The organism is Pseudomonas sp. JDS28PS106 (assembly GCF_036706555.1).
Taxonomy (GTDB): domain Bacteria; phylum Pseudomonadota; class Gammaproteobacteria; order Pseudomonadales; family Pseudomonadaceae; genus Aquipseudomonas.
The window spans coordinates 61609-86053 of record NZ_JBAJGT010000014.1; the positions used below are offsets into that span (position 1 = coordinate 61609).

Annotated in this window: 19 protein-coding genes and 2 tRNA genes; 13 read left to right on the plus strand and 8 right to left on the minus strand. The window is 60.7% G+C overall.

Going from position 1 to position 24445, the window contains the following annotated elements; translation table 11 throughout:
* Nucleotides 1-14: 14 nt before the first annotated feature.
* The 13 genes from glmM to TRP66_RS19780 all read left to right on the plus strand — a co-directional run bounded on the left by glmM (nt 15) and on the right by TRP66_RS19780 (nt 12386).
* Nucleotides 15-1355 (plus strand): phosphoglucosamine mutase, encoded by a 1341-nt coding sequence (gene glmM, locus TRP66_RS19720; protein ID WP_333406152.1) that lies wholly within the window; start codon nt 15-17, stop codon nt 1353-1355.
* A gap of 66 nt (nt 1356-1421) precedes the next feature.
* Nucleotides 1422-2177 carry a triose-phosphate isomerase gene (gene tpiA, locus TRP66_RS19725; protein ID WP_333406154.1) on the plus strand — a complete coding sequence of 252 codons (756 nt, stop codon included), beginning with the start codon at nt 1422-1424 and terminating at the stop codon, nt 2175-2177.
* 4 nt (nt 2178-2181) lie between these two features.
* On the plus strand, nt 2182-2562 hold the full coding sequence (gene secG, locus TRP66_RS19730) for a preprotein translocase subunit SecG (protein WP_333406156.1): 381 nt from the start codon (nt 2182-2184) through the stop codon (nt 2560-2562).
* 44 nt (nt 2563-2606) lie between these two features.
* A tRNA-Leu gene (locus tag TRP66_RS19735) sits at nt 2607-2692 on the plus strand.
* Nucleotides 2693-2788: 96 nt separating this feature from the next.
* Nucleotides 2789-2865 (plus strand) — tRNA-Met (locus tag TRP66_RS19740).
* 130 nt (nt 2866-2995) lie between these two features.
* Complete coding sequence (gene rimP / locus TRP66_RS19745; protein ID WP_183134070.1) at nt 2996-3454, plus strand: ribosome maturation factor RimP; 459 nt, start codon at nt 2996-2998, stop codon at nt 3452-3454.
* Nucleotides 3455-3513: 59 nt separating this feature from the next.
* Nucleotides 3514-4995 (plus strand): transcription termination factor NusA, encoded by a 1482-nt coding sequence (gene nusA / locus TRP66_RS19750; RefSeq protein WP_333406157.1) that lies wholly within the window; start codon nt 3514-3516, stop codon nt 4993-4995.
* 27 nt (nt 4996-5022) lie between these two features.
* The gene (gene infB / locus TRP66_RS19755) at nt 5023-7563 is read left to right on the plus strand and encodes a translation initiation factor IF-2 (RefSeq protein ID WP_333406159.1); all 2541 of its coding nucleotides are present in this window, start codon (nt 5023-5025) and stop codon (nt 7561-7563) included.
* A gap of 136 nt (nt 7564-7699) precedes the next feature.
* Nucleotides 7700-8116 carry a 30S ribosome-binding factor RbfA gene (gene rbfA, locus TRP66_RS19760; protein WP_333406161.1) on the plus strand — a complete coding sequence of 139 codons (417 nt, stop codon included), beginning with the start codon at nt 7700-7702 and terminating at the stop codon, nt 8114-8116.
* Between the two features lie 3 nt (nt 8117-8119).
* On the plus strand, nt 8120-9037 hold the full coding sequence (gene truB, locus TRP66_RS19765) for a tRNA pseudouridine(55) synthase TruB (RefSeq protein WP_333406163.1): 918 nt from the start codon (nt 8120-8122) through the stop codon (nt 9035-9037).
* A 156-nt stretch (nt 9038-9193) separates the two neighbouring features.
* Complete coding sequence (rpsO, locus tag TRP66_RS19770; RefSeq protein WP_002555121.1) at nt 9194-9463, plus strand: 30S ribosomal protein S15; 270 nt, start codon at nt 9194-9196, stop codon at nt 9461-9463.
* A 173-nt stretch (nt 9464-9636) separates the two neighbouring features.
* On the plus strand, nt 9637-11742 hold the full coding sequence (pnp, locus tag TRP66_RS19775) for a polyribonucleotide nucleotidyltransferase (protein WP_333406194.1): 2106 nt from the start codon (nt 9637-9639) through the stop codon (nt 11740-11742).
* A gap of 284 nt (nt 11743-12026) precedes the next feature.
* Entirely contained in the window at nt 12027-12386 is a 360-nt protein-coding gene (locus tag TRP66_RS19780; RefSeq protein ID WP_333406196.1) for a BON domain-containing protein, read from the plus strand.
* 126 nt (nt 12387-12512) lie between these two features.
* On the opposite strand, the gene TRP66_RS19785 is transcribed toward TRP66_RS19780, so the two are convergent.
* The 8 genes from TRP66_RS19785 to panB all read right to left on the minus strand — a co-directional run bounded on the left by TRP66_RS19785 (nt 12513) and on the right by panB (nt 24275).
* Complete coding sequence (locus TRP66_RS19785; RefSeq protein ID WP_442965235.1) at nt 12513-12812, minus strand: DUF2845 domain-containing protein; 300 nt, start codon at nt 12810-12812, stop codon at nt 12513-12515.
* 31 nt (nt 12813-12843) lie between these two features.
* Nucleotides 12844-15756: a DUF748 domain-containing protein gene (locus TRP66_RS19790; protein WP_333406200.1), complete on the minus strand. Its 2913-nt coding sequence runs from the start codon at nt 15754-15756 to the stop codon at nt 12844-12846.
* A gap of 110 nt (nt 15757-15866) precedes the next feature.
* The gene (locus tag TRP66_RS19795; protein ID WP_333406202.1) at nt 15867-16883 is read right to left on the minus strand and encodes a class I SAM-dependent rRNA methyltransferase; all 1017 of its coding nucleotides are present in this window, start codon (nt 16881-16883) and stop codon (nt 15867-15869) included.
* Between the two features lie 211 nt (nt 16884-17094).
* A complete protein-coding gene (locus TRP66_RS19800) occupies nt 17095-18273 on the minus strand; it encodes an acetyl-CoA C-acetyltransferase (RefSeq protein WP_333406204.1) in 1179 nt (392 codons plus the stop codon).
* Between the two features lie 148 nt (nt 18274-18421).
* Nucleotides 18422-20359, minus strand: a complete 1938-nt coding sequence (gene acs / locus TRP66_RS19805) for an acetate--CoA ligase (RefSeq protein WP_333406206.1) — start codon at nt 20357-20359, stop codon at nt 18422-18424.
* Between the two features lie 246 nt (nt 20360-20605).
* On the minus strand, nt 20606-22270 hold the full coding sequence (gene pgi, locus TRP66_RS19810; RefSeq protein ID WP_333406208.1) for a glucose-6-phosphate isomerase: 1665 nt from the start codon (nt 22268-22270) through the stop codon (nt 20606-20608).
* A 356-nt stretch (nt 22271-22626) separates the two neighbouring features.
* On the minus strand, nt 22627-23478 hold the full coding sequence (gene panC / locus TRP66_RS19815; RefSeq protein ID WP_333406210.1) for a pantoate--beta-alanine ligase: 852 nt from the start codon (nt 23476-23478) through the stop codon (nt 22627-22629).
* Nucleotides 23475-24275, minus strand: a complete 801-nt coding sequence (panB, locus tag TRP66_RS19820; protein ID WP_333406212.1) for a 3-methyl-2-oxobutanoate hydroxymethyltransferase — start codon at nt 24273-24275, stop codon at nt 23475-23477. The genes panC and panB overlap by 4 nt, the downstream gene beginning before the upstream one ends.
* Between the last annotated feature and the right edge of the window lie 170 nt (nt 24276-24445).

The window sequence follows — 24445 nt, forward strand, 5'->3', positions numbered from 1 at the left end:
ATAGCGGGGCGTTCATGACTACCAAAAAATATTTCGGAACCGACGGCATTCGTGGCCGCGTGGGTCAGTATCCTATTACCCCTGATTTTATGCTCAAGCTGGGCTGGGCGGCCGGGATGGCCTTCCGCCGACTGGGTGCGTGCCGCATTCTGGTCGGCAAGGACACGCGGATTTCGGGATACATGTTCGAATCCGCGCTCGAAGCGGGGCTGTCCGCCGCGGGCGCCGACGTCATGCTCCTGGGGCCAATGCCGACGCCCGCCATTGCTTACCTCACGCGTACCTTCCACGCCGAGGCAGGTATCGTGATCAGCGCGTCGCACAATCCTCATTACGATAACGGCATCAAATTTTTCTCGGGCCAGGGCACCAAACTGCCGGACGAGATCGAAATGATGATCGAAGAGTTGCTGGACACACCGATGACTGTCGCCGAGTCGGAAAAGCTCGGCAAGGTGTCGCGTATCAACGACGCGGCGGGTCGCTACATCGAGTTCTGCAAGAGCAGCGTGCCCACCAGCACCGATTTCGCCGGCCTCAAGCTGGTGATCGATTGCGCGCACGGCGCCACCTACAAAGTTGCCCCTAATGTCTTCCGTGAGCTGGGCGCGCAGGTCGTCGTCCTGTCCGCGCAGCCGGACGGGCTCAACATCAATGAAAACTGCGGCTCGACCCACATGGAAGCTTTGCAGGCCGCCGTCGTGGCCCACAAGGCCGACATGGGCATCGGTTTCGATGGCGACGGTGACCGGGTGTTGATGGTGGACGGCGACGGCACCATCGTCGATGGCGATGAGCTGCTCTACATCATTGCTCGCGATCTGCATGAGCGCGGACGTCTGCAAGGCGGCGTCGTGGGTACGCTGATGAGCAACCTCGGCCTGGAGCTGGCGCTGGCCGAGCTGAACATTCCGTTCGTGCGCGCCAACGTCGGCGACCGCTACGTGATCGCTGAATTGCTTGAGCGCGGCTGGCAGGTGGGTGGCGAAAACTCCGGACACATCGTCTGCTTCCAGCACACGACCACCGGTGACGCGATCATCGCGGCCTTGCAGGTCCTGCTTGCGTTGCGGCGCGCTGGCATCAGTCTCGCCGAAGCCCGGCAGCAGCTGCGCAAATGTCCTCAAGTACTGGTCAATGTGCGATTCTCCGGCGGTGTCGATCCGGTGAACCACCCGGACGTAAAGGATGCATGCGCGCGCGTGACTGCCGAGATGGCGGGGCGTGGCCGGGTGCTGTTGCGCAAGTCGGGAACCGAGCCGCTGGTGCGCGTCATGGTCGAGGGCGAGGAGGAATCGCAGGTCCGCGCCCATGCCGATGCACTGGCAAAACTGGTAAGTGAAGTTTGCGCCTGATTTCGGCTTGCCAGTAACGAAAGTGTTGGGTAACATCTGCGCCCACTTTGACCTGAGAGGTGCAGCATGCGTCGCCCAATGGTAGCTGGTAACTGGAAAATGCACGGTACCCGCGCCAGTGTCGGCGAGCTGATCGAAGGTCTTGGCAAACAAGCGTTGCCGAGTGAGGTTGATGTTGTAGTCATGCCGCCGAGCCTGTTCATTGCTCAGGTGGTTGACGGGCTGGAAGGCCGGTCAGTCGCTGTAGGTGCTCAGGATGCAGCGTTCCAGGTGGCTCAGGGTGCATTAACCGGTGAGGTCGCGCCGAGTCAGCTGAAGGACGCGGGTTGCAGCTTTGTGTTGGTCGGCCATTCCGAGCGTCGCCAGTTGTTGGGCGAACAGGACGATGTGCTGAACCGCAAGTTCGCAGCCATCCAGCAAGGCGGTCTGACACCTGTGTTGTGCGTAGGGGAGACCCTGGAGCAGCGCGAAGCGGGCCAGACTCTGGAAGTCGTGGGTCGTCAGCTGGACAGCATCATCGGCGAGTTCGGTATTGATGCGTTTGCCAACGCCGTCATTGCCTATGAGCCAGTCTGGGCCATCGGCACCGGGCTGACCGCTTCGCCGCAGCAGGCCCAGGAAGTCCACGCGGCGATCCGGGCACGTTTGGCGGAAAAGAATGCCGAAGTCGCACAGGGTGTGCGGCTTCTATATGGCGGCAGCGTGAAGTCGGCCAATGCGGTCGAACTGTTCAGCATGCCGGATATCGATGGGGGCCTCATTGGAGGCGCTTCCCTGAATGCAGATGAGTTCGGTGCGATCTGTCGCGCCGCGGGAAACTGAGAAAATGCTGGAAACAGTCGTAGTCGTTTTTCATCTGTTGGGCGCGCTGGGCGTAGTTGTCCTGGTATTGCTGCAGCAGGGTAAAGGTGCGGACGCTGGCGCGTCTTTCGGAGCAGGTGCATCAAATACTGTGTTCGGAGGACAAGGAACCTCTACCTTTCTTAGTAAGTTTACTGCTATACTCGCCGCAGCTTTTTTCATAACCAGCTTGGGGTTAGGTTACTTTGCTAAAGAGAAAGCTCACCAGCTGACTCAGGAAGGTTTGCCAGATCCAGCGGTTTTGGAAGTGAAACAAAAACCGGCTACTGATGATGTACCGGTGCTCGAAAGCCAGAAGCCAGCAGTTGTTCCAGCTGACGTTCCTCAGGCTCCAGAGCAGAAGTAAGACAGAATTCGGCGATGTTTCAGAGGTCGCCAAAAAGTTGTAATGCCGAGGTGGTGGAATTGGTAGACACGCAACCTTGAGGTGGTTGTGCCCATAGGGTGTAGGGGTTCGAGTCCCCTTCTCGGTACCAATAAAACAGGACAGCCCGCACTAGCGGGCTTTCTTGTAGGTGGATGTTCGATTGACCCTTAATGGGAACGGTCGTATACTTCCGCCCCAGCTTTGTCGCGGGGTGGAGCAGCTTGGTAGCTCGTCGGGCTCATAACCCGAAGGTCGTTGGTTCAAATCCAGCCCCCGCAACCAGTTTTAGCTGAGCCCCTTTTTAGGGGCTTTTTGTTAGCTGGACAGTACATGACGTCGACGTTCAGCGGCGTTTTCAGGGATGGGCGTTCGCCCATTTTTTTTTTTTCAAAGCATGCACGAGGGGGTTCAGGTGTCGAGCAAGCTAGAACAGTTGCAGGCCTTGTTGGCCCCGGTGGTCGAGGCTCTTGGCTATCAATGCTGGGGAATAGAGTTTCTTTCCCAGGGCCGACATTCATTACTGCGCATTTATATCGACAAAGAGGGCGGCGTCCTGGTGGAAGACTGTGAAATAGTCAGCCGTCAGGTCAGCGGTGTATTGGACGTCGAAGATCCGATCAGCGCCGAATATACGCTCGAAGTGTCCTCTCCTGGCATGGATCGCCCGCTGTTCACCCTTGAACAGTTTGCCTTGCACGCCGGGGAACAAGTGAAGATCAAGCTGCGTTCGCCGTTCGACGGTCGACGCAACTTCCAGGGCCTTCTCCGCGGGGTGGAGGAGCAGGATGTCGTGGTCCATGTGGATGACCACGAGTATCTGCTGCCGATCGACCTGATCGACAAGGCCAACATTATTCCCACGTTTGACTGATACGTGCCAGATACTGCGGATCCCGCGGATCCAATGGCTTGCGAAAGGCGAGGCGTACGATGAGCAAAGAAGTACTGCTGGTTGTTGAGTCGGTGTCCAATGAAAAGGGCGTTCCGGCAGGTGTGATTTTCGAAGCGCTGGAGCTGGCTCTGGCCACTGCTACCAAGAAACGTTTCGAAGATGAAGTAGAGTTGCGTGTGGAGATCAACCGCCAGACGGGCAACTACGAAACGTTCCGTCGCTGGACGGTGGTCGAGGACGAGGATCTGGACGATCCGGCACACCAGTTTGCCGTCGACCAGGCCCAGGCACGAAAGCCGGGCGCCGTGGCCGGTGATGTGATCGAAGAAAAGATCGAGTCCATCGAGTTCGGCCGCATCGCTGCGCAGACCGCCAAGCAAGTCATCGTGCAGAAGGTTCGTGAAGCCGAGCGCGCCCAGGTTGTCGATGCTTATCGCGAGCGTCTGGGCGAAATCATTTCCGGCACCGTCAAGAAGGTTACACGTGACAATGTCATCGTGGACCTGGGCAACAATGCCGAAGCGCTGCTGGCTCGTGAAGACATCATTTCGCGTGAGACTTTCCGGGTGGGCGTCCGTGTACGGGCGTTGCTCAAGGAAATTCGCACTGAAAACCGTGGCCCTCAGCTGATCCTGTCGCGTACCGCGCCAGAGATGCTGATCGAGCTTTTCCGTATCGAAGTGCCGGAAATTGCCGAAGGTCTGATCGAGGTGATGGCTGCCTCTCGTGACCCGGGTTCGCGTGCAAAAATCGCCGTTCGCTCCAAGGACAAACGTATCGACCCGCAAGGTGCCTGCATCGGCATGCGTGGTTCGCGCGTTCAGGCTGTCTCCGGCGAGTTGGGTGGTGAGCGTGTGGATATCGTGCTGTGGGACGATAACCCGGCGCAGTTCGTCATCAACGCAATGTCTCCTGCGGAAGTTGCGGCAATCATCGTCGATGAAGATGCCCATGCAATGGATATCGCGGTAGGTGCGGACAACCTGGCCCAGGCAATCGGTCGTGGTGGTCAGAACGTTCGTCTGGCGAGTCAGCTGACTGGCTGGACCTTGAACGTGATGACCGAATCGGACATCCAGGCCAAGCAACAAGCTGAAACCGGCGACATTCTGCGCAACTTCATCGAAGAGCTCGAAGTCGACGAAGATCTGGCGCAGGTGCTGGTGGACGAAGGCTTCACCAGTCTGGAAGAGATTGCCTACGTGCCGGTGGAGGAAATGCTCAACATCGACGGCTTTGACGAAGATACCGTCAACGAGCTTCGCGCTCGGGCCAAGGATCGCTTGTTGACCAAAGCCATCGCTACAGAAGAAAAGCTGGCAGACGCCCATCCGGCCGACGACCTGCTCTCGCTTGAGGGTATGGACAAGGATCTGGCGATGGAACTGGCGGTGCGCGGCGTTATTACCCGCGAAGACCTGGCCGAGCAGTCGATTGACGACCTGCTCGACATCGACGGCATCGACGATGATCGTGCCGGCAAGTTGATCATGGCCGCCCGAGCCCATTGGTTCGAGTAATTAGGCGCGGCCTGAGGAGAGAAGTGCATGACGCAAGTCACGGTGAAACAACTGGCCGATGAGGTCAAAACACCGGTAGAGCGCCTGTTGCAGCAGATGCGTGAGGCAGGTCTGCCGCACACCGCCGCCGAGGAACATGTGACCGACAGTGAGAAGCAGTCCCTGCTGACTCATCTGAAAAGCAGCCACAAGGCGAAGGTGGAAGAACCGCGCAAGATTACCTTGCAGCGTAAAACCACCAGTACCCTGCGCGTTGCTGGCAGCAAAAGCATCAGCGTAGAAGTACGCAAGAAAAAAGTATTCGTACAGCGCAGCGCGGAAGAAATCGAAGCCGAGCGTCAGCGCGAGCTGGAAGAGCGTCGTGCGGTAGAAAATGCCGCCCGTCAGAAGGCTGAAGAAGAAGCCAAGCGTCGCGCCGAAGAAGAAGCACGTCGCCAGCCTGCCGCTCAACCCGCGCCTGCCGCTGCTGCGCCTGCCGAGCCTGTGGCCGCGGCTGCCCAGCCTGAGCGTGAAGCGCCTGCTGCTCCAGCGTCCGCGCCTGAGCGTCTCAACGCAGCACCAACCGTTGAAGTGCGCAAGCGTGACGACCAGCGTCGTCCGGACAAGCCGCGCGCCGACGACCGCAACTCCCGTGGTGGCGACGGCGAGCGCAAGAACGCTCCGCATCGCGCCACCGTCAAGGAAAAGGCTCCGGCACCACGTGCCGCGCCTCGTACCACCGACGAAGAGAGCGATGGTTTCCGTCGGGGCGGTCGTGGCAAGTCCAAGCTGAAGAAGCGCAACGCTCACGGCTTCCAGAACCCTACAGGTCCTGTCATCCGTGACGTGTCGATCGGTGAGACCATCACCGTGGGCGAACTGGCGGCTCAGATGTCCGTGAAGGCGGCTGAAGTCATCAAGTTCATGTTCAAGCTCGGCACTCCGGTGACCATCAACCAGGTGCTGGATCAGGATACTGCCCAGCTGGTTGCGGAAGAACTGGGCCACAAGGTGACCCTGGTCAGCGACAACGCCCTGGAAGATTCCCTGGCCGAATCGCTGAAGTTCGAAGGCGAGACCTTCGCGCGTGCTCCGGTTGTGACCGTCATGGGTCACGTCGACCACGGCAAGACCTCGTTGCTCGACTACATCCGTCGCGCCAAGGTCGCGGCGGGCGAAGCCGGCGGCATCACCCAGCACATCGGTGCGTACCACGTTGAAACCGAACGTGGCATGGTGACCTTCCTCGACACCCCTGGTCACGCCGCGTTTACCGCAATGCGTGCCCGTGGTGCCAAGGCCACCGACATCGTGATCCTGGTCGTGGCAGCCGACGACGGCGTCATGCCGCAGACCATCGAAGCGGTTCAGCACGCGGTAGCGGCTGGCGTTCCTCTGGTGGTCGCGGTGAACAAGATCGACAAGCCGGGCGCCGATCTCGATCGCATCCGTAGCGAACTGTCGGTTCACGGCGTGACCTCCGAAGAATGGGGCGGCGACACGCCGTTCGTTCCGGTCTCAGCGAAGATGGGTACCGGCGTTGACGAGCTGCTCGAAGCCGTACTGTTGCAGGCCGAAGTCCTGGAACTCAAGGCAACGCCATCGGCCCCAGGTCGTGGTGTGGTCGTCGAGTCCCGTCTGGACAAGGGTCGTGGTCCGGTTGCGACCGTTCTGGTTCAGGACGGCACGCTGCGTCAGGGCGACATGGTGCTGGTCGGTTCGAACTTCGGCCGCATCCGCGCCATGCTCGACGAGAACGGCAAGCCTGTGAAGGAAGCAGGTCCTGCGATCCCGGTCGAAATCCTGGGTCTGGACGGCACGCCTGATGCCGGCGACGAAATGTCGGTTCTGCAGGACGAGAAGAAGGCCCGCGAAGTCGCTCTGTTCCGTCAGGGCAAGTTCCGCGAGGTCAAGCTGGCTCGTGCTCACGCCGGCAAGCTGGAAAACATCTTCGAAAGCATGGGCCAGGAAGAGAAGAAGACGCTCAACATCGTCCTCAAATCCGACGTCCGTGGCTCGCTGGAAGCACTGCAGGGCGCCCTGGGCGGTCTGGGTAACGACGAAGTGCAAGTGCGCGTGGTCGGCGGTGGCGTCGGTGGTATCACCGAAAGCGACGCCAACCTGGCACTGGCCTCCAACGCTGTTCTGTTCGGCTTCAACGTGCGTGCCGATGCCGGTGCGCGCAAGATCGTCGAGCAGGAAGGTCTGGATATGCGTTACTACAACGTGATCTACGACATCATCGAAGACGTGAAGAAGGCACTGACCGGTATGCTGGGCAGCGACGTCCGGGAGAACATCCTGGGTATCGCCGAAGTCCGCGACGTGTTCCGTTCGCCGAAATTCGGTGCGATCGCCGGTTGCATGGTGGTCGAAGGTACCGTTCACCGGAACCGTCCGATCCGTGTACTGCGCGACGATATCGTTATCTTCGAAGGCGAGCTGGAATCCCTGCGCCGCTTCAAGGATGACGCTTCCGAAGTACGTGCCGGCATGGAATGCGGTATCGGCGTCAAGAGCTACAACGACGTCAAGGTCGGTGACAAGATCGAAGTCTTCGAGAAGGTCCAGGTCGCTCGCAGCCTCTAAACCGCGAGCCTCAGGAGCCGTGGTGCACTCGCGTCGCGGCTCTCAACGCAACGCCCGGTCTGACATCTGTCGGGCCGGGCGTTTGCCGCTTTCAGACTGTCAGGGTTTGCTCCCGGATCAGTAACAGGTAACAAACATGGCAAAAGAATACAGCCGCACCCAACGTATCGGCGACCAGATGCAACGCGAACTCGCGCAATTGATCCGCCGTGAAGTCAAGGACCCGCGCGTCGGCCTGGTCACCGTCACCGCCGTGGACGTCAGCCGCGACGTCGGTCACGCCAAGGTGTACATCACCGTGATGGGCCAGGACAACGCGCAGGACATCGCTCAGAGCATCAAGGTGCTCAACTCCGCTGCAGGTTTCCTGCGCATGCAACTGGCTCGCGAAATGAAGCTGCGCAGCGTGCCGCAGTTGCACTTCCACTACGACGAAAGCGTCACCCGCGGCGCCCATTTGTCCGCGCTGATCGAGCGTGCTGTCGCGGAAGACGGCCAGCATCAGGAAGGTTCGGGTTCCTACGAGTCCCGGCCCGACGGTTCCAAGGAGTAAGCGGTGGCTCAGGTCAAGCGTATACGCCGTAACGTCAGCGGGATCATCCTGCTCGACAAGCCATTGGGCTTTACCTCCAATGCCGCGTTGCAAAAGGTCCGCTGGTTGCTCAACGCGGAAAAGGCCGGTCATACCGGCAGCCTCGATCCTCTGGCAACCGGCGTGTTGCCGCTGTGCTTCGGTGAGGCGACCAAGTTCTCCCAGTACCTGCTCGATTCGGACAAGTCCTACGAGACGCTGATGCAACTGGGCAAGACGACGACCACCGCTGACTCCGAGGGTGAGGTTTTGCAGACTCGCCCGGTGACCGTTGGTCGCGACGACATCGAAGCCGTGCTGCCGGCTTTTCGCGGTGAAATCAGTCAGATACCCCCGATGTACTCGGCTCTCAAGCGTGACGGACAGCCCTTGTACAAGCTTGCCCGCGCAGGCGAAGTAGTGGAGCGCGAGCCTCGTTCTGTTACTATTGCGCGCCTGGAATTGCTTGCTTGCGAAGGTGATACGGCACGTCTGTCAGTCGATTGCAGCAAGGGCACCTATATTCGTACGCTGGTCGAGGATATCGGTGAAAAGCTTGGCTGCGGCGCTTACGTCGCCGAGCTGCGCCGGACTCAGGCCGGACCGTTCAGCCTGGCCCAGACGGTCACGCTGGAAGAGCTGGAACAGGTACATGCCGAAGGCGGCAACGAAGCGGTCGACCGTTTCCTCATGCCTTCGGACAGCGGGTTGCAGGACTGGCCGCTGTTGAAGTTTTCGGAACACAGTTCGTTCTACTGGTTGCACGGGCAGCCAGTCAGGGCACCGGACGCGCCGAAGTTCGGCATGGTTCGCGTGCAGGATCACGAAGGTCGCTTCATCGGTATCGGTGAAGTCAGCGAAGACGGGCGGATTGCGCCGCGTCGATTGATTCGGTCGGAATGACCGGAACCAGCCCGGCGGCAGGCTTGCCTGCCAACGGACTGGAACGAGGGTGGCTGTAAACAGGCACGGTCACATCTCATTTTTTAATACGAGGCTCGTCCTCGGCCTGTTGGAGCAGCTCCCCGGAGCGGTTCCCTGATATGAAGGATTGCCCACATGGCACTCAGCGTTGAAGAAAAAGCTCAGATCGTAACCGACTACCAGCAAGCTGTTGGTGATACTGGTTCGCCAGAAGTGCAAGTTGCACTGCTGACCGCCAACATCAACAAGCTGCAAGGCCACTTCAAGGCCAACGGCAAGGACCACCACTCCCGTCGTGGTCTGATCCGTATGGTAAACCAGCGTCGCAAGCTGCTGGATTACCTGAAAGGTAAGGACGTTAGCCGTTACAGCGCCCTGATCGGTCGTCTGGGTCTGCGTCGCTAATAACGACGTTCTGGAGGTTGGCTGTCTGTCGCGATTCATCGGGTTTGCCCGGTGTTCCGGCAGGCATCCAGCCTCAAGTTTTATCTGGACTGCCGAAGGGTCCGATTCCCCTCGCTGCCCAAGAATTCGCAAGAAACCAGTTCCCCCAGAGCCACAAAGAAAGGTAGGAAACCGTGAACCCGGTAATCAAGAAGTTTCAGTTCGGTCAATCGACCGTAACCCTCGAGACAGGCCGCATTGCCCGTCAGGCTTCAGGCGCAGTATTGGTCACCGTTGACGACGACGTCAGCGTACTGGTGACTGTGGTCGGCGCCAAGCAGGCCGACGCCAGCAAGGGCTTCTTCCCTCTGTCTGTGCACTACCAGGAAAAAACCTACGCTGCGGGCAAGATCCCCGGTGGCTTCTTCAAGCGTGAAGGCCGTCCTTCCGAGAAGGAAACCCTTACCTCGCGTCTGATCGACCGTCCGATCCGTCCGCTGTTTCCCGAAGGCTTCATGAACGAAGTGCAGGTTGTCTGCACCGTCGTGTCCACCAGCAAGAAGACCGATCCGGATATCGCTGCGATGATTGGTACTTCGGCTGCGCTGGCTATCTCCGGCATTCCGTTTGATGGCCCGGTCGGCGCCGCGCGCGTTGCTTTCCACGAAAGCACCGGCTACCTGCTGAACCCGACTTACGAGCAACTGCAGGCTTCGAGCCTGGACATGGTCGTAGCCGGTACTTCCGAAGCGGTATTGATGGTTGAATCGGAGGCCAAAGAGCTGACCGAAGACCAGATGCTGGGCGCCGTGCTGTTTGCCCACGACGAGTTCCAGGTCGTGATCAACGCCGTCAAGGAACTGGCCGCTGAAGCCGCCAAGCCGACCTGGGACTGGCAGCCTAAAGCAGAAGCCACCAGCCTGCTCGATGCTATCCGTGCCGAATTCGGCGAAGCGATCTCCCAGGCCTACACCATCACCGTCAAGGCCGACCGCTACGCGCGTCTGGGCGAGCTGCGTGAGCAGATCGTTGCCAAGCTGGCCGTTGAAGAAGGCAGCCCGTCTGCCAGCGAAGTGAAGGCAGCATTCGGCGAAATCGAATACCGCACCGTGCGCGAGAACATCGTCAACGGCAAGCCACGTATCGACGGCCGTGACACCCGCACCGTGCGTCCGCTGAACATCGAAGTCGGCGTTCTGCCAAAGACTCACGGTTCGGCATTGTTCACCCGCGGCGAAACCCAGGCCCTGGTCGTTGCGACCCTGGGTACCGCGCGTGACGCGCAGCTGCTGGACACCCTTGAAGGCGAGAAGAAAGATCCCTTCATGCTGCACTACAACTTCCCTCCGTTCTCGGTGGGCGAGTGTGGTCGCATGGGCGGCGCGGGCCGTCGCGAAATCGGTCACGGTCGTCTGGCCCGTCGCAGCGTACAGGCCATGCTGCCTGATGCCGATGCGTTCCCGTACACCATTCGTGTGGTATCGGAAATCACCGAGTCCAACGGTTCCAGTTCCATGGCTTCGGTCTGCGGCGCTTCCCTGGCCCTGATGGACGCTGGCGTTCCGATGAAGGCTCCGGTTGCCGGTATCGCGATGGGCCTGGTCAAGGAAGGCGAGAAGTTCGCCGTTCTGACCGACATCCTGGGTGACGAAGACCACCTGGGCGACATGGACTTCAAGGTGGCCGGTACCGCCAAAGGTGTCACTGCGCTGCAGATGGACATCAAGATCAAGGGCATCACCGAGGAAATCATGGAAATCGCTCTGGGCCAGGCCCTGGAAGCGCGCCTGAACATCCTGGGCCAGATGAACCAGATCATCGGTCAGTCCCGTACCGAACTGTCGGCCAACGCACCGACCATGATCTCGATGAAGATCGACACCGACAAGATCCGCGACGTGATCGGCAAGGGTGGCGCGACCATCCGTGCGATCTGCGAAGAGACCAAGGCTTCGATCGACATCGAAGACGACGGCTCGATCAAGATCTTTGGCGAAACCAAGGAAGCTGCCGAGGCTGCGCGTCAGCGCGTTCTGGGTATTACCGCGGAAGCCGAGATCGGCAAGATCTACGTCGGCAAGGTCGAGCGCATCGTCGACTTCGGTGCTTTCGTTAACATCCTGCCTGGCAAGGACGGTCTGGTTCACATCTCGATGCTGAGCGACGCTCGCGTAGAGAAGGTGACCGACATCCTCAAGGAAGGTCAGGAAGTCGAAGTCCTGGTTCTGGACGTCGACAACCGCGGTCGTATCAAGCTGTCCATCAAGGACGTTGCTGCGGCCAAGGCGTCGGGCGTCTGATAGCCGGTTAGCCTTGTGTTGAAAAAGGGTCCTTCGGGGCCCTTTTTTTGTATGTAATGAACAGCTTAGGGAAGTTGGCCATAACCTGGGCCGGACATGCATCTTGCAAGCGTATTGCGCGGCAAAACGGGCAATCTGCACGATCCAGTAATTAAGGTAGATACATAAGTGATTGAAAAATAGGGATTATTTTTTCATCCAATCTTGGCACACCGCTTGCGATATACCTGATAACCCTGCGCCACACCGCTGACGCAGATTCTGAGAAAAACAGGAGTTATCGTATGAAGAAGTTTGCAATCGCTGCTGCCGCCGCCACTACCCTGACTCTGACCATGGCTAACGCTGCCTTCGCTCAGACTAACGCTCAGGCTACTCAGGCTCCTCTGATGGTTGCGGCTAACGAGACCGCTCATGCCAAAGAAGAAGTATCCGACACCTGGATCACCACCAAGGTCAAGGCTGACCTGCTGACTGAAAAAGGCATCCCAGGCTCGGATATCAAGGTTGAAACCAACAAAGGCGTGGTTTCCCTGTCTTCCACCGTCGCTGTGACCGAGTCTCAGAAAGACGTGGCTGTTGCCATCACCAAGAAAATCAAAGGCGTTAAAGCTGTATCGGCTGACGGCCTGAAAGCCGAGTAATCACCGACTCGGTTAAGGAATGACATCACTCGCTTGATTGAAAGTTCATGCGAAGAGCTACAGGGACGTAGCGGTTACAGGCCTCGGTCGCACCGAGGCCTGTTTTTTTGCGTGGTGCAAACTAGTTTAATGCCCGCGTTTGCTGCTGATGTCGGTCAAGCGGCCGCCTACAAAGCGCAGATACTGATACATCCCATGAGAGGGGCCGTAGACCCACTCTTCGACCTGTACCTGCTCAGACCTGCGGTAAGTCGCGCTAAAGGTCTCCTGGCTGGCGATCACACTTCGGCTGACAGGTGTTCCGCACTTCTGCTCCACCTCGAAGAGGCTGTCCCCGGAGCTGATCAATTGACTGCCGCAACGCAGCGTAGCGGCATGGGCGCCCAGCGCCAGAACCGCGCCGGTGGCAACTAGTGTTACTTGCAATACGACGCGAAAATTGATCCGTTTCAAAGACTCACTCACTGTCCAGATGCAAGGGGCTGATCACACGGCCATCGGGTTCGGCCTGGCCAAGGCGAGCGTCGACGAAATAGACCCGCTCATCTTCAAGCCGGCCTTTCTCCACCAGATAATCCTTGATGCTGCTGGCCCGTTCCTGGCCTAGCTCCCGCAGCAGAGTCTCGCTGCCGCTCCAGAACTTCAGCACAGCGGCGCGCAACTGGTTGCTGCGTTCTTCCTTGCCTAAGTCCGCCCATTGAGCAGGCGGTTGCTGCTTGAGACGAGCGCGGTAGATACCTTCTAGCATCGGCGCTTTTTCATCTTCGGGCACTTCCAGCAGGCCTGCGCGGGCCGGGACCTTATCGCCCCGTCGTTGCAGGATCTTGTAATAGGTGTACTGGTATTCCCGCTCCAGGCGTTGTTGAGCGATCAACGGGCCGTCGCTTGCGGCCGCGCTGGTGCCTTCGATTTCCAGTCTCAGCGCGGGACGTTCCTTGAGCGCGGCCGAGAGCTTGTCCAGCGCCTGCCGGGTGGCAGGGTCCAGCTCACTGGAACCCGGCGCGAAGCTGACCGTCCCCAAGTCCTGTGAGCTGCCGCCGGCGACCAGACCGCCCAGCATCTTGAACGGCGCAGAGGCTGCCCGGACCACCAGGTTGCGCAAGGTCTGCCAGACGATAGGCATGACGCTGAACTGCGGATTGTTCAGGTCACCCTCCACCGGAAGCTCGATGGAAATGCGTCCCTGAGAATCCTTGAGCAGTGCCACCGCCAGCCGCACCGGCAAATCCACGGCATCCGGGCTGTCCACTTTCTCGCCCAGTTGCAGCTGCTCCACCAGCACCTTGTTCTGTGCCTTGAGCCGGCCTTCGGTAATCAGGTAGTGCAGGTCGAGGTTGAGCCGCCCCTTGCGGATGCGAAAACCGGCGAACTTGCCCGAATAGGGCGTAAGCGTGGTGAGTTCGACACGCTTGAAACTGGTGGCGATATCCAGGCTCGCCATTGGGTCGAAGGGGTTGAGGCTGCCTTTGATCGTCACCGGTGCATAGCGGTCCACCTTGCCTTCGATGTTGACCGGTGCTGGCGTTGGTCGCGAGTTGTCGATGGTGCCGATCCGTCCGTTGAGCTGTTGCACGGCAGTAGCGAAATTCGGAGTCAGGGTGAAATCCGCGAAGTTGGCCGAGCCGTTGCGGATGTTGACTTCGCCCACCCGGATCGCCAGAGGCTTTTCCTGGGTCGCGGGCTTTTCCCTGGCGGGTGTCGCGGACTTTTGGTCTGCCTGCGGAACCATCAGGTCGTCGATGTTCGTGCTTCGGTCATCGTTGATCATGAAGCGCGCGTACGGCTGCTCCAGGTTGACCCTGGCGATTGTCAGGCCTTGACCATGGCGGTAATCGAGATCGCTCAGCTGTAGCTGCTGCCAGCGCAGGAAGTCACGCTGATTGAGTGTATCGAGGGTGTGCAACTGGCTGACCCGCGCTCCGCCGGTAACACTGAACGCAAGCGGGTCGGTGCTCTTGAGGTCGACGGCCAGATCGGTGTCCAGCATCCCGCTGCGTAACTCCAGACGGATGAAGGGGCTGATGTAGGACTGCGCGATACGCAGGTCGATGTCCTTGGTGCCCACGTTCAACCGTGCGCTGACCGGGGACAGGTTCACGTCGCCGGCAGCGGTCAGCCGTCCCTGCTTGCCGATGCCGGTATCGAGCTTGAGCGTGAAAGGGCGGGTATTGAGGCTGTCGAAGTTTTGCAGGTCCACATTCATCGGACCCACGTCCAGATCCACCGGCTCGCCGACCGCGCGGTCGCTCAAGTGAACCTGATAGTCGCGCAATTGCACGTCACGCAACTGCACCTGCCAGGGCTTGCCGGCAGGAGCGCTCTCCGGAGCCGGTTGGTCGGAAGCAGGCGCCTTGGCAGGCTGGCTGGCGAAGAGTTTCTGCCAGTCCAGCTGTCCATCGGCTTCCCGGGCCGCCCAGGTTTCCAGCTGCCGGCTACGGACCTTGCCGACCACCACTTTCTGCTGCGCCACGTCGACACTCGTATCGCTGACTTCCAGACGTTGCAGACGCACGAGCGGTCGGCCATCGGGGGTATCCATGGCGAAAGGTGCGATGCTGGCGGACGCATCGGTGAGCTGCAGCTGTGTTTCCTTCGCCAGGTCGAGCTTGTAGGCAGTGCTGAAATTCAACACGCCGTCCTTCAAGGCAAGCGGCAGTGCGTCCCGCACGTAGGGCCACCACAGCTTCATCTTGCCGTCGGTGATTTTCAGCGTCCCCTCGGAGGTGACCGGAATCAGGCTCAGGCGGCCTGCCCAGTCGATTCGCCCGCCGTCAGGGCCGGCGGCGACGAGGGTCATGTCAGCATTGTCCTGCGGCAGGGTGCTGAGGTTTTTCAATTCGAAGTCGAGCGCGTCGTAGATGAACTCGATGGGCTCGCCGGGACGCTGGTCCTGAAAACGCAGGTAACCGCCGGCCAGACGGATCTGGTCGATGCGCAGCGGGAACGGGTCGCTCGCCGCTTCCTGCTGGTCGGCTTGATCGGGTTCGCCCGGAGGCAGTTTGAAGAGCTGCGCCAGGTTCAGCTTGCCGGCTTTGTCGAACAGGAGCTCGACCAACGGCTTATTCAGTTCGACGGCCTGCAAATGCAGGGCGCGCGTCCAGAGGCTGTCAACCTGCAAGTCGACGTACAGCTTGTCGAACCCGACCTGCTCGCTGCCCGATTCGCCGATTTTCAGGCCCCAGAGCGTCGCTTCCAGCGTGTAGGGGTTGAACTCCAGTCGCTCCAGGCGTGCAGGCGTGGTGGCGTAATTGACCAGTTGTTGATTGGCGATCCGTAGCGCGACGCCCGGCAGGATGAAAAATCCCGCCAGGCTGTACAGCACGAAGGCGGCCAGCAGCACGGCAAGCGTACGTTTCAATCCTCTGGGCATGGGCGCGTCGTCTCTTTGTTTTCGGAGGTGCTTGGAGTGTGGAAGGCCCACTCGGTTCCAAAGGTAACGCCCTTGCCTTGCGTAGGAAAGTTCCTGAAAGACAGGTGGAATCAGAGCTTTAGAATCAGAGTTTTCAGGGGCGGCTGATTATCTTGCGACGGGAAGTCTTGGGCGGGCTGGATGATCTGCCACTCGCGTACCGGCCGACCGATTTTCGTCGCGCAGCGCAGGACCTGTTCGCGCCAGTCTTCCATGGAGACCTTTGCCAGATTGTTGCAGCAGATCAGAACGCCGTTTTCAGCGGTGGTCAGCAGCGCGGGCTTCAGCAGGCTCTGGTAATCGCGCAGCAGGTCGACGGTCCCGAACGCGCTTTTGGCCCACGCGGGCGGGTCGAGCAGCACCAGATCGTATTGGCGTTGCTCGATTCTGGGGTAGCTGGGCAGCTTCTGTCCGCGTCGTGCCGCGACAGGCAGACCCGCCAGCTGGCGGATGGCCGGAAAGTAGTCCGACTGAATGAACTGCATGGCCGGCAGCTGCGGATTCAATGCGCCGTTTTCCCGACCCACCGCCAGGTTGCCATCGGCAAAATCCAGATTGCAGACATCGGTCGCCCCGCCGGCAGCGGCGCTCAGACCCACACCACAGGTGTAGGCGAACAGGTTCAGGACGCTTTTGCCGGCGCTGTTGGCCTTCACCCAGCCGCGGGTATTGCGCAGGTCGAGAAACAGCAGCGGGTCCTGTCCGGCATGGCGGCCACGCACCCGATAGGACAGCCCCCACTCCTGGCCGACAAGATCTTCAAGAGCCGCGTCCTCGGCCTTGTAGACCGGGTCTGACCGGTCGATGCGCGAATTGCCCTGTGAGCGGTCGTTGTAGACCAGCAGCGTCTGCATGCCCAGGTATTCGTTCACCCGCGCATGCAGCCCGAGCAGAGTCTCGCGGTCCAGTACGTTGTGAAAGCTCTGGATCAGCAACTGCGGCCCGTAGCGATCGATGGTCAGGCCGCTGGCGCCTTCCTGGCTACCGTGAAACAGGCGGTAGCAGGTCGTGCCTTGCTGATGCAGTTCAGCCAGCAACGGGCGACGATTATCGAGGGCGACGCTGAGCGCCTGATTCAGGGAAGACATGCAGAGCGCCTCGACAGAAGAATGAGGCGCGGGAGTTTAACAGTTGTGTCGCGACCGGGCGCCATTCGTGCGCACTCAACGAGCTATTGCGGGTAGGAGCGCGCTTGCCCGCGACCGGCTGCGCAGCAGTCGTAAATCGTCTGCGAGCGCTTCGCACTCGGTCGCGGGCCAAGCGCGCTCCTACGCCGCAGCGGCAAACGCGCTTATGCGCTTAGCGAGCCAGCGCCAGCGCCACGCCCTGGCCACCGCCAATGCACAGGGTCGCCAGACCCTTGTGCACGTCGCGCCGGATCATCTCGTGGAGCAGGGTGACCAGCACCCGGCAGCCAGAGGCGCCGATTGGGTGGCCCAGAGCGATGGCGCCGCCGTTCACATTGAGTTTCGCCGGGTCCAGTCCCAACTCATGGGCCACGGACAGGGATTGGGCGGCGAACGCTTCGTTGGCTTCGATCAGCTCCACTTCATCCAGCGACCAGCCGGCCTTTTCCAGACACCGCCGGGTTGCACTGACCGGACCGATACCCATGACCGCCGGATCCACGCCCGCGTTGGAGTAGCCGGCGATTTTTGCCAGCACGGGCAGGCCGAGCTGTTCAGCCTTCGAGGCGCTCATCAGCATCACTGCGGCCGCGCCGTCGTTGAGCGAGGAAGCATTGCCGGCGGTGACGGTGCCGTCTTTCTTGAAGGCCGGCTTCAACTTGCCCAGCGATTCGGCGGTGGTGCCTGCCCGGGGCTGTTCGTCCACGGCGAAAGAAAGCGGCTCGCCCTTGCGCTGCGGAACCAGGATGGGCGTGATTTCATCGGCGAAGCGTCCAGATTCGATGGCCGCCGCCGCCTTCTGCTGGGACAGCGCGGCGAAGGCGTCCTGGGCTTCGCGACTGATTTCGTATTTCTCTGCCAGGTTTTCCGCGGTGATGCCCATGTGGTAATCGTTGAAGGCATCCCACAGACCATCGCTGATCAGTGTGTCGACCATGGTGGCGTGACCCATGCGCAGGCCGGTCCGGGCGCCGGGCAGGACGTAGTTGGCCTGGCTCATGCTTTCCTGGCCGCCGGCGATGATGATCTCGGCGTCGCCGCAGCGGATGGCCTGGGTCGCAAGATGCAGGGCTTTGAGGCCCGACCCGCAGACTTTATTGAGGGTCATGGCGGGTACTGCGTAAGGCAGGCCTGCCTTGATAGCGGCCTGGCGAGCCGGGTTCTGTCCGGCACCGGCGGTGAGCACCTGGCCCATGATCACTTCATCGATCTGCGCCCCATCCACGCCCGTGCGCTCCAGAAGCCGGCGAATCACCGCAGCGCCCAGGTCGACGGCCGAAACGCCGGCCAGCGCTCCCTGAAAGCTGCCTACAGCGGTACGAGTGGCGGCTACGATAACGACATCTTGCATTGTGCTGATCCTCATTGTTTTTGGAGACCGGGTTCCTGGCGTGCGACCCGTGGCGATCAAGTCGCCCATCCTGTCATACATGGGGCCGGCAATTCCAACTGCGAACCCGCTGGTCACTTTCCACCCTACACCCGGAGCCGTTCGTCGCTTATCGATTCAGACGCTGGTCGATCAGAGTCTCGACCACGCTCGGGTCGGCGAGGGTCGAGGTGTCGCCCAGACTGTCCAGCTCGTTGCAGGCGATCTTGCGCAGGATGCGACGCATGATCTTGCCGGAACGGGTCTTGGGCAGCGCCGGCGCCCACTGGATTTTCTCAGGGCGGGCGAAGCCACCGATTTCCCTCGCGACATGGTCGAGCAATTGGGTCTTGAGCGCTTCGCTGGGGTCGACGCCGTTGATCGGCGTCACGAAGGCGTAGATGCCCATGCCTTTCACGTCATGCGGATAACCGACGACCGCCGCTTCGGCGATGCTGTCGTGCAGCACCAGGGCGCTTTCCACCTCTGCGGTGCCGATACGGTGCCCCGAGACGTTGAGCACGTCATCGACCCGTCCGGTGATCCAGTAATCGCCGTCCTCGTCACGCCGCGCACCGTCGCCCGTGAAGTAATAGCCGGGGTAGGGTTTGAAATAGGTGTCGACCATGCGCTGCGGATCGCCATAGACGCTGCGGATCTGTCCCGGCCAACTGGCCTTGATCGCCAGCAGGCCGCTCCCCGGTCCCTCGATCTCCTTGCCCTGTTCGTCGAGCAGGACTGGCTGGACACCGAACAGAGGACCGGTGGCGCATCCCGGTTTGATGCGGCTGGCGCTGATCAGCGGCGTCAGCATGATCCCGCCGGTTTCGGTCTGCCACCAAGTGTCGACGATGGGGCAGCGTTCTTTGCCTACCTGGTGGAAATACCATTCCCAGGCCTCAGGGTTGATCGGTTCGCCAACGCTGCCAAGCAGCCGCAGACTTTCCCGCGAGGTCCCCTGCAAGGGCACCGATCCCTCACGCATCAAGGCGCGTAGTGCGGTAGGCGCGGTGTAGAAGATATTGACCTGGTGCTTGTCGATCACTTGCCAGAAACGCGAGGCGTCGGGGAAGTTCGGCACGCCTTCGAACATCAGCGTGGTCGCGCCGTTTGCCAGCGGGCCGTAGACGATGTAGCTGTGCCCGGTCACCCAGCCGACGTCGGCAGTGCACCAGAAGACTTCGCCATCTCGATAATCGAACACGTATCGATGGGTCATAACGGCCTGCAGCAGATAACCGCCGGTGGTGTGCAGGACACCTTTAGGTTTGCCGGTGCTGCCGGAGGTGTACAGGATGAACAGCGGATCCTCGGCGTCCATGGGCTCGGCCGGGCAGTCGGCACTGATGCCGTGCACCGCCTCGTGATACCAGAGATCACGGCCTTCGCTCCAGGCGATCTCGCCCTCGGTTCGCTGCACCACCAGCACGGTGCTGACCTGTGGACAACTTTGCAGCGCCTTGTCGACGTTGTTCTTGAGCGGGATATATTTGCCTCCACGCACGCCCTCGTCGGCGGTGATCACGGCTCGGCAATCGGCATCGAGAATCCGGTCGCGCAGCGCATCAGGTGAAAAGCCGCCGAATACCACCGAATGCACCGCGCCGATCCGCGCGCAGGCGAGCATGGCATAGGCGGCCTCGGGGACCATCGGCATGTAGATGCATACCCGATCGCCCTTGGCCACGCCCCGGCTTTTGAGCACATTGGCGAGGCGGCAAACATGATGGTGGAGTTTGCGATAGCTGATTTCCGCCGACTCGGCGGGATTGTCGCCTTCCCAGACGATTGCGATGTCGTCGCCCCGTTCTGCCAGATGACGATCGATGCAATTGGCGCTGACATTGAGCTTGCCGTTCTTGAACCAGGTGGCCTGACCGGTGCGCAGGTCAGCGCTGTGCACCTCGCTCCAGGGCGCTATCCAGTCGAGAAAGGCATTGGCCTGTTCGGCCCAGAAGGTATCCGGCTGTTCTATGGATTGTTGGTAAAGACGCTGGTAGTCGGTCTGGCTCAACCGCGACGCTTTGCGCACCGCATCGGCTTTGGGAAACGCGCTGATATCGAACATGACGGCCTCCTCATTCTTGAAGTTACAAGAATAGAAGCTCTGCGAGTCAGCAGGAGCGTTATCGCCAGCAAGCTGGCTTTTACGGTTCGCGTAGGAGCGGCTTCAGCCGCGATCTGCCGCAAAGCGGCAGCAAGAACGCGGTGATGCAGATAGACCGCGTTATCGTTCATCGCCAGCAAGCTCGCTCCTACACCGACTGTAGGAGCGAGCTTGCTCGCGATCTGCCGCGAAGCGGCAGCGGCAGGATCAACCGCGATGACGGCCGCGGAAGTAGTCGATCAGGCCCTGGGTGGAAGCATCGTCCGCCGGCTCTTCGGTACCACCGACCAGACGCTGGTAGACCGCCTTGCCCATTTCCTTGCCCAGTTCGACGCCCCACTGGTCGAAGGCATTGATGCCCCAGACCACGCTTTGCACGAAGACCTTGTGCTCGTACATCGCCACCAGTGCGCCGAGACGGCGTGGGCTGATGCGTTCGACGACCAGCGTGTTGCTCGGACGGTTGCCCGGAATGACCTTGTGCGCGGCCAGGCTCTGGACCTGATCTTCGGGCATGCCCTTGTCGCGCAGTTCAGCCTCGGCCTCGGCGCGGTTCTTGCCCATCATCAAGGCCTGACTCTGCGACAGGCAGTTGGCATACAGCCACTGGTGATGATCGGAAACCGGGTTGAAGCTGACGATCGGCACGATGAAGTCCGCCGGGATCAGTTGGGTGCCTTGATGCAGCAGCTGGTGATACGCGTGCTGACCGTTCGCGCCCACGCCACCCCAGATGACCGGGCCGGTATCGGTGGACACCGGAGTACCGTCCTGGCGCACGCTCTTGCCGTTGGATTCCATGTCCAGTTGCTGCAAGTGCTTGGTGATGTTACGCAGGTAGTGGTCGTAAGGCAGGATCGCATGGCTGCTCGCGCCCCAGAAGTTGCCGTACCAGACGCCCAGCAGACCCAGCAGAACCGGCATGTTCTGTTCGAAGGATGCGTTGCGGAAGTGCTGGTCCATGCTGTACGCGCCCGACAGCAGTTCCTTGAAGTTGGACATGCCGATGGCCAGCGCAATCGGCAGGCCGATGGCCGACCACAGTGAGTAACGACCGCCGACCCAGTCCCACATCGGGAAGATGTTTTCTTCGCGAATGCCGAACGCGACCGCAGCCGCATTGTTGCTGGACACGGCGATGAAGTGGCGATGCAGCTCGGCCTCCGATCCACCCTGGGCAAGATACCAGGCCCGGGCGGCCTGGGCGTTCTTCAGGGTTTCCAGGGTGTTGAAAGACTTCGAGGACACGATGAACAGCGTCGTTTCGGCACGGATCTTCATCGACAGTTCGTGAAATTCGCTGCCGTCGATGTTCGCCAGGTAATGGCAGCGTACGCCTTTATGGGCGTAGGCCAACAGTGCCTCGGATACCAGCTCCGGCCCCAGGAACGAACCGCCGATGCCTATGTTCACCACGTCGGTGATCGGCTTCTCGGTGTAACCGCGCCATAGTCCGTCGTGGATACGGCCGACCAGTTCAGTCATCTGGTTGAGGACGCGATGCACTTCCGGCATCACATCGACGCCGTTGACCTTGAGCTTGTCGCCCACCGGGCGGCGCAGCGCGGTGTGCAGGGCAGGGCGGCCTTCGGATGCGTTGACCAGCTCGCCATTGTACTGGGCCTCGATCGCTTCCTTGAGACCGACTTCGTTGGCCAGGCGCACCAGCAGATCGCGGGTTTCACTGGTGATCAGGTTCTTGGAGTAGTCGAGGAACAGGCCGGCGCTGCTGAGCGTGAACTGGTTGAAGCGCTGTGGGTCTGCGGCAAACGCCTCGCGCATGCTGAAATCCTGCATGGCTTGGCGGTGTTGAGTCAGCGCTTGCCAGGCGGGCAGAGCGGTCACATCGGAAGGATTGCGGGGGTACGCCATCGCTGCGGGTTTCCTTTGGCTTTAACGGTCTTGAACATTTGAAGCGAGGCTACGGACTCGGTCCTTGGCACTTGCGGAGACTACCTTCCGCCCGACCGTTTGTCTGCGTCTCGCCTTACTTGAGCCCGGTAATCATCCACGCCGGGCCGTGCTACGCAAAAGAAGAGGGGCTGGTGCAACCTGTACGGTATGGCACTCGTGGTGTGGCTAAGTTCACTGCTTGCGCCCTGCACCGCAACGCCCGGCTGGAGCCGGCCCGAGCGATGAGCATAGGCCGGGATTGCGCCGGTCGTCAGGTTTTGTCTTGCCGTCCGCCATGGGCCGGGTCGGCGACCCATGGCGATCGGCGCGCGAAATCATTCTTCGCGCAGGTGCAGATTATCGATCAGTCGGGTCTTGCCGAGGAACGCGGCGGCCAGAATGACCAGATCCCGGTCTTCGGGCGATGCGGGCTTCAGACTGGTAGCATCGCGGATTTCCAGGTAATCGATACGGAATCCCGCGCTTTCCAGCTCCCGGCGGCTCTCGTCAAGCAGGCGCGCGAAATCCTGTTCACCCGCGCGAATCGCCGCGCCGATCTGGCTGATGACCCGATACAGCGCCGGAGCCGCCGCGCGCTCGGCGGCGTTCAGATAGCCGTTGCGCGAAGACAGCGCCAGGCCATCCTCGGCACGCACGGTCGGCTCGCCGATGATCTTGATCGGCATGTTCAGGTCGCGGACCATCGCCCGTATCACTGCCAACTGCTGGAAGTCCTTCTCGCCGAAGACCGCCAGGTCCGGCTGCACCATGTTGAACAGCTTGCTGACCACGGTCGCGACGCCATCGAAATGGCCGGGACGGCTGGCACCGCACAATCCTTCGGACAGATGCGGGACGCTGACCAGCGTCTGGTCAGCCATGCCGTGGGGATACATTTCCTCGACGCTGGGCGTGAACAGCAGATGACAACCGGCTTGCAGCAGCTTTTCCTGATCGGCCGCCAGCGTGCGCGGGTAGGTCGCCAGGTCTTCGGTGGGACCGAACTGCAGCGGATTGACGAAAATGGTGGCGACGACGAAGTCCGCCCGTTGCACGGCCTTGGAGACCAGCGCGACGTGGCCGCTGTGCAGGTTGCCCATGGTCGGGGTCAGGCCGATGCGCTTGCCTTCGCTGCGCGCACGCGCGACCGCCGCGCGCAGGTCCAGTACGGTTTTTACTGTGTTCATGCCGAGAATCCGTGTTCGGTGGCCGGAAAGCTGACGTCTTTGACTGCGCTGACATAGGCCCGGAACGCCGAGGCGATGTCGGGCTGGCCAACCATGAAGTTCTTCACGAACTTGGGTACGCGTCCGCTGATGGACAGCCCGAGCATGTCATGCATCACCAGGACCTGACCATCAGTCGCGCTGCCGGCGCCAATCCCGATGACCGGAACCTTGACGGCCTCGGTGATTTCGGCCGCCAGTTCGCTAGGCACGCATTCGAGCAGAATCATCGCCGCTCCGGCCTGCTCCAGCGTAATGGCGTCGGCCCGCATTTGCCGCGCCTGGGCTTCCAGGCGTCCCTGAACCTTGTAACCGCCCAGCACGTTGACCGCCTGAGGGGTAAGGCCCATGTGGGCGCATACCGGAACGCCGCGTTCGGCGAGCAGGCGGATCGAATCGGCGAGCCAGGCCGCGCCTTCGACCTTAATCATGTGCGCACCGGCCTGCATCAGGGCCGCGCTGTTGCTAAAGGTCTGTTCAAGGGTGGCATTGGCCATGAATGGCAGGTCGGCGAGAATCAGTGCGCCCTGGTTGCCGCGTTTCACGCAAGCCACGTGGTACGCCATCTCCGCGGTGGTGACCGGCAGCGTGCTGTCATGCCCCTGCAGAACCATGCCCAGCGAGTCGCCCACCAGGAGCACCTCGACACCCGCCTGGCTGGCGGTATGGGCGAAAGTGGCGTCGTAGCAGGTCAGCATGGTGATCTTTTCACCTTTCTGCTTGAGCGCCAGCAGCGACGTAACGTTTATATCCGGCATGTAAAGTCCTCCATCAGGCGCTTGAACCCAAGGGGTGTCGTCATTCATCAGAGGCGATCAATTGCAACAGAGCCTGTGAGATGCATCCTGGAAAAGCAGGCACACCGTCGTAACGCGGTGTTTCGCAAAGGCCTGTTTCGCGCCCATATGCCGACGGGTCGACGGCGGGA